Below are 4522 nucleotides of genomic sequence, written 5' to 3' on the forward strand. Positions count from 1 at the left end.
TGCCGCGGGTGCACCCAATCCTTGAAAATCTCAAAATCCTTCCACACCGGCTCCGGCGCGTCGTAGCCCGGTCGCGGCGCGTAGATCGAGGGATCGACCAGCTGCATGTCCGGGATGTAGCGCGGACAATTCGGGAAGATCACGCGCGCGGTGACGCGGACGATCAGCTGTGCGCCGACGGTGCTGGCGAGCAGCGGATCTTCGCGGCTCACCGTGGCCGTGCCGTTGACGCGCAGGCGCTGCGGCCTGCCATGCATGGCGATGAACAGCAGGCCGACATCGGCATTCACCACGATGTTGCCGAGGCTCTTGAACATGCCGTTGCCGTCGTAGTCGGGGAATGCGAGTTCGGACGGGCCGGTGACGGCTACGAAGCCGGGCATGCCGCCCTTGAATGAACAGTCAGGCCGCCCCTCGGCGTCTGCCGTCGCCAGAAAGAAATACGGCATGCTCCCGATAAACACCCGGTCCTCTGGCGTGAACTCCGTGCGGCAGAATTCTTCCAGGCGGTCGGAAATCCGGCGGCTGTCGAATTGATCCTGCAGCTGGCGGTTACCCTCGTGAAACATGATGCTGTCGGTCATCGCACTTCTCCCGGGTCACGCAGGATCCGCATCCCGCCGGCGGGCAGTTTAGCATCGATTGCGGGTTCCGGTGACCCGCGCGCGGGCTCGTCAGTTCAATTTCAGGGGGGCGTCATCCACCAGCCGAAGGTCGATCCCGCTGATCAGATCCGAGCGGAGTGCCTCGTCGGCGCTGATGGCGTCCATCGTCTGCTGCAGCGTGCTGACGTTCGACCCAAGCGCCACGATCCCGCCCAGCACCGCGCCGATCGATCCGAGTGCGATGGCCGCACTTGATCCGAACAGGCCGAGCACCATCACCAGCAACAGCGCGCCGCCGGTGGCGATGGCCGCCTTGGACACCAGGATGATCTTCCGGCATTGCTCGGCGACCGCGGCAAGCTGTTCGAGCCGCGCTTCGATTCGTGAGATCTCGTCGATCGGATTACCCTCGGCCATCAGGTGCGGGCCTGTCGGCCACCATGCTTTCCAGATCAGGCAGGCGGCAGACCGAGCGCCTGCCCACTCTCGATCCAGATCGGCAATTCGCGCTGATACAAGGCATTGGCTTCCTTGAATCCGATTGCCGGGTCCAGCGCGAAAGTGGCGAGAACTTCCTTCACCTTCGGATCATGGTTGGCCGCCACGCAGAGCTCCGACAGCCGGTCGACGATCGGTTGCGGCGTCGCCTTCGGCAACGCCCAGCCCGAGAATCCGCTGATGGTGAAAAACTTCGACGTCGCGCCCTGTTCGGGCAGGGTCTTGACGTTGGGGATTGCGGGGACCTTTCTCGAATGCACCGCGAACAGGATGCCCTTGTTGCTCTGCAGGACGGATTGCGCGGCCGTATAGCTGCCCATCGCGACATCGAGCGTGCCGTCCAGCAGTCCCGTCCACATCGGTGCTTCGCCCCGGTAGTGGATCGGTTCGATCTTGAGGCCATACTGCTTGTTGAGTTCATTGATCGTCATGTGCGGGGAAGAGCCCGCGCTATAGGTGCCGAAGTTCACCTGGCCCTTTTTGCGCGCGAAGGCGACGAAATCGTCCAGCGACTTGACGCCGGACTCCATGCTCGCGATCAGCAGCAGCCCGGCGCCGGGGATGATGCTGACCAGCGTCAGGTCCTTGTCCATGTCGTAGCCGGGGTTCTTCATCATCACCCTGTTCATGATATAGGTGGCCGAGATCGAGCACAGGATGGTGTGGCCATCCGGCGCCGCGCGCGCGACTTCCTGGGCACCGATGGAGCCGGAAGCGCCCGCCTTGTTTTCGATGATGACGTTCTGCCCCACCTGCCTGGCGATGAAATCGCCGAAGGCGCGCGCGAGCAGGTCGGTCTGTCCGCCCGCCGGATAGCTGCAGACCATGCGGATCTGCCGCGACGGCCACGCGCCTTGCGCCGAGGCTCCGCGCGCGAGGAAAGGCATCGCCGCAGCTGCCGTACCGGCCGCGATGAAGTGACGGCGATTGAATTTCGTTGACATGATTCCTCCCTGAACTTTCCGGGAGGGTATCGCATCGTCCGGCTTCTGCAATGCGCAAAAAACGGGACAGATTGGCGCATCAGCACGATCGGGCGTTGCTCGCATGCCAGCGGCGAGTTCACTTGCCCGTCACTTCGCTCCGGACTTCTCCAGGATGGCAATCATCTCCCGATAGCCGCGATTTCGCGCCAGCTTGAGCGGCGTCGCGCCGCTGCCGTCGGGAATGTTGACGTTGGCGCCGGCCTCGACCAGAGCGCGCAAGGTCTCGGTGTGATTTTTGCCGCCGTCGCCGAGCACGATGGATTCGATCAGCGCGGTCCATTGCAGATTGTTGACGTGATCGAGCGGCGCCTTCGCGGCAATCAGCGTTCGCACGACTTCGGCGTGGCCGAGATGGGCTGCCGCGATCAGGGCCGTACCGTCGTAACGGCTGGTGACGGCCTTCGGATTGCCGCCGCCTTCGAGCGCGATCTTGAGCATCGGCACGTCATTGGCGACCGCCGCAATGGTGATGATGTCGTAGCGGTCGATTTCAAGCTTGTTCGGGTCGGCGCCCAGCCGGATCAGGGTGCGGGCGGCATCGTGCTGCTTCCGGTAGACCGCGACATGCAGCGGCGTGCGACGGCGATCGTCGATGGCTTCCCTGTTTTCGCCCGAGGCGATCCGCTTTTCGATGTCGGCGACGTCGCCACGGGCGGCGGCGGCATGCAGGCCGCGATAGGCGCGCAGTTCGGCCTCGGTCGGGGCGGTCTGGGCGGATGCTTGCGGGACGGCCAGCAGCGTGAGGAAAAAGGCGACGAGGAGATGCATGGGGAGAAAGCTCCGATTGTCGAGCCGGCGGGGCTGTGCTTCCTTGCTTCGAAGGAACGGTTCGAAGCTTTCGGCGTTCCGAGGTGGAGATTCGATGGTGTCAATATAGAGGGAGATTCCGATGCGCATTCCGGTTTTGGCAATTTTGGCAGTCGCAACGGTTTCGGCCGCGTCCCCGGCCCGCGCCCAGACCTATGATCCGAAATATCCGGTCTGCCTGCAAATTTACCAGGGTTTTACCGACTATTACTTCGAATGCGCCTATACCTCGCTGCCCCAGTGCCAGATGTCGGCATCGGGCCGCGCCGCACAGTGCGTCAACAATCCATATTACACCGGAACCAGAAAGCCGCCGCGACAACGGGAGCGGCGGCCCCGCCGCGAGTATTGAGCTTGAAACAATCCGTAGAACCGTAGCCCGGATGAAGCCAGCGGCCGGCGCTCAGCGCCGCCCGCTGGCGCAATCCGGGGCCAGCCTCACGCGCCTTCCCGGATTGGTGCTCATCGTGACGGGCTTTGCGCCGCCCGTTTGCTCCATCCGGGCTACGGGCCGCCGCCGATCGCTGAGACAGTGTCGCCGCGCTGTCGCACCGCGCTGATATCCCTAATCTCGAATCAGACAATTGATTCGGCCGGATCCATCGGCGGCGCGAACCGTCATCGCGCTGTCATGGAAGCCTGCTAGCTGCTCGCGCATGGGAAGTGACGTGATGAGTGAAGAGTGTCCCGATCGACGCTTTCGCACTTTGTTTATCTCCGACGTCCACCTCGGAGCGCGCGGCTCGCAAGCCGACCAATTGCTGGATTTCCTGCGCTGCCATGATGCCGACACCATCTATCTGGTCGGCGATATCGTCGACGGCTGGGCGCTGCAGTCCGGCTGGTACTGGCCGCAATCGCACAACGACTTCGTGCAGAAGTTGCTGCGCAAGGCGCGCAAGGGCGCCAGGGTCGTCTACGTGCCCGGCAATCACGACGAGTTTCTGCGCAACTATTACGGCACCCATTTCGGCGGCATCGACGTCGTCGAGGACGCCATTCACGAGGGCGTCGACGGCAAACGCTATCTGGTGATCCACGGCGATATCTTCGATCTTGTGGTGCAGAACGCGCGCTGGCTCGCCCATCTCGGCGACAAGGCCTATGATTTCGCGATCCGGATGAACCGCCTGGTCAATTTCTTCCGCCGCGCGTTCGGCGTACCCTATTGGTCGCTGTCGCAATGGGCCAAGCTCAAGGTCAAGAACGCCGTGAACTATATCGGCGCGTTCGAACAGACGCTCGCCGCCGAAGCGCGCCGTCACGGCGCCGACGGCGTGATCTGCGGCCACATCCATTACGCCACCATCCGCGACGAACACGGCATCCGCTACATGAACTGCGGCGACTGGGTGGAAAGCTGCACCGCGCTGGTCGAGCATGAGGACGGTCGCTTCGAGATCATCAGCTGGACCGACCCGCTGCGGCGGACCGCGCCGGTGGCCGCCATCGCGGCGCGGGCCGCCTGATGCGCGTCCTGGTCGCGACCGATGCGTGGCATCCCCAGGTCAACGGCGTGGTGCGGACGCTGGCCATGATGGCGGAGGCGGCGAGACCGCTCGGTGTCGATGTCAGTTTCGTCACGCCGCAATCGTTTCGCACCGTCGCGCTGCCGAGCTATCCGGA

The 4522-nt window shown here is 63.6% G+C and carries 6 protein-coding genes and 1 pseudogene; 3 read left to right on the forward strand and 4 right to left on the reverse strand.

Annotated features, from left to right (window positions below):
• The 4 genes from Q7U29_RS26480 to Q7U29_RS26495 form a co-directional block, all read right to left on the reverse strand.
• Positions 1-584, reverse strand: a 584-nt coding sequence (locus Q7U29_RS26480) for a pyridoxamine 5'-phosphate oxidase family protein (protein WP_304746399.1), incomplete at its 3' end; no start/stop codon positions are given.
• 90 nt (positions 585-674) lie between these two features.
• Positions 675-1022 carry a hypothetical protein gene (locus Q7U29_RS26485; RefSeq protein WP_304746400.1) on the reverse strand — a complete coding sequence of 116 codons (348 nt, stop codon included), beginning with the start codon at positions 1020-1022 and terminating at the stop codon, positions 675-677.
• A 35-nt stretch (positions 1023-1057) separates the two neighbouring features.
• On the reverse strand, positions 1058-2047 hold the full coding sequence (locus tag Q7U29_RS26490) for a tripartite tricarboxylate transporter substrate binding protein (protein ID WP_304746401.1): 990 nt from the start codon (positions 2045-2047) through the stop codon (positions 1058-1060).
• A 129-nt stretch (positions 2048-2176) separates the two neighbouring features.
• Complete coding sequence (locus tag Q7U29_RS26495; protein ID WP_304746402.1) at positions 2177-2857, reverse strand: ankyrin repeat domain-containing protein; 681 nt, start codon at positions 2855-2857, stop codon at positions 2177-2179.
• A gap of 121 nt (positions 2858-2978) precedes the next feature.
• On the opposite strand from Q7U29_RS26495, the gene Q7U29_RS26500 reads away from it, so the two are divergent.
• The 3 genes and pseudogenes from Q7U29_RS26500 to Q7U29_RS26510 all read left to right on the forward strand — a co-directional run.
• Entirely contained in the window at positions 2979-3248 is a 270-nt protein-coding gene (locus tag Q7U29_RS26500; RefSeq protein WP_304746403.1) for a DUF3551 domain-containing protein, read from the forward strand.
• Positions 3249-3567: 319 nt separating this feature from the next.
• Positions 3568-4365 carry a UDP-2,3-diacylglucosamine diphosphatase gene (locus Q7U29_RS26505; protein ID WP_370691837.1) on the forward strand — a complete coding sequence of 266 codons (798 nt, stop codon included), beginning with the start codon at positions 3568-3570 and terminating at the stop codon, positions 4363-4365.
• Positions 4365-4522, forward strand: a pseudogene (locus Q7U29_RS26510) (glycosyltransferase family 1 protein); the annotation flags it as partial. The gene Q7U29_RS26505 and the pseudogene Q7U29_RS26510, both read left to right, overlap by 1 nt.

Source organism: Bradyrhizobium sp., assembly GCF_030654605.1.
In the GTDB taxonomy this organism is placed as follows: domain Bacteria; phylum Pseudomonadota; class Alphaproteobacteria; order Rhizobiales; family Xanthobacteraceae; genus Bradyrhizobium.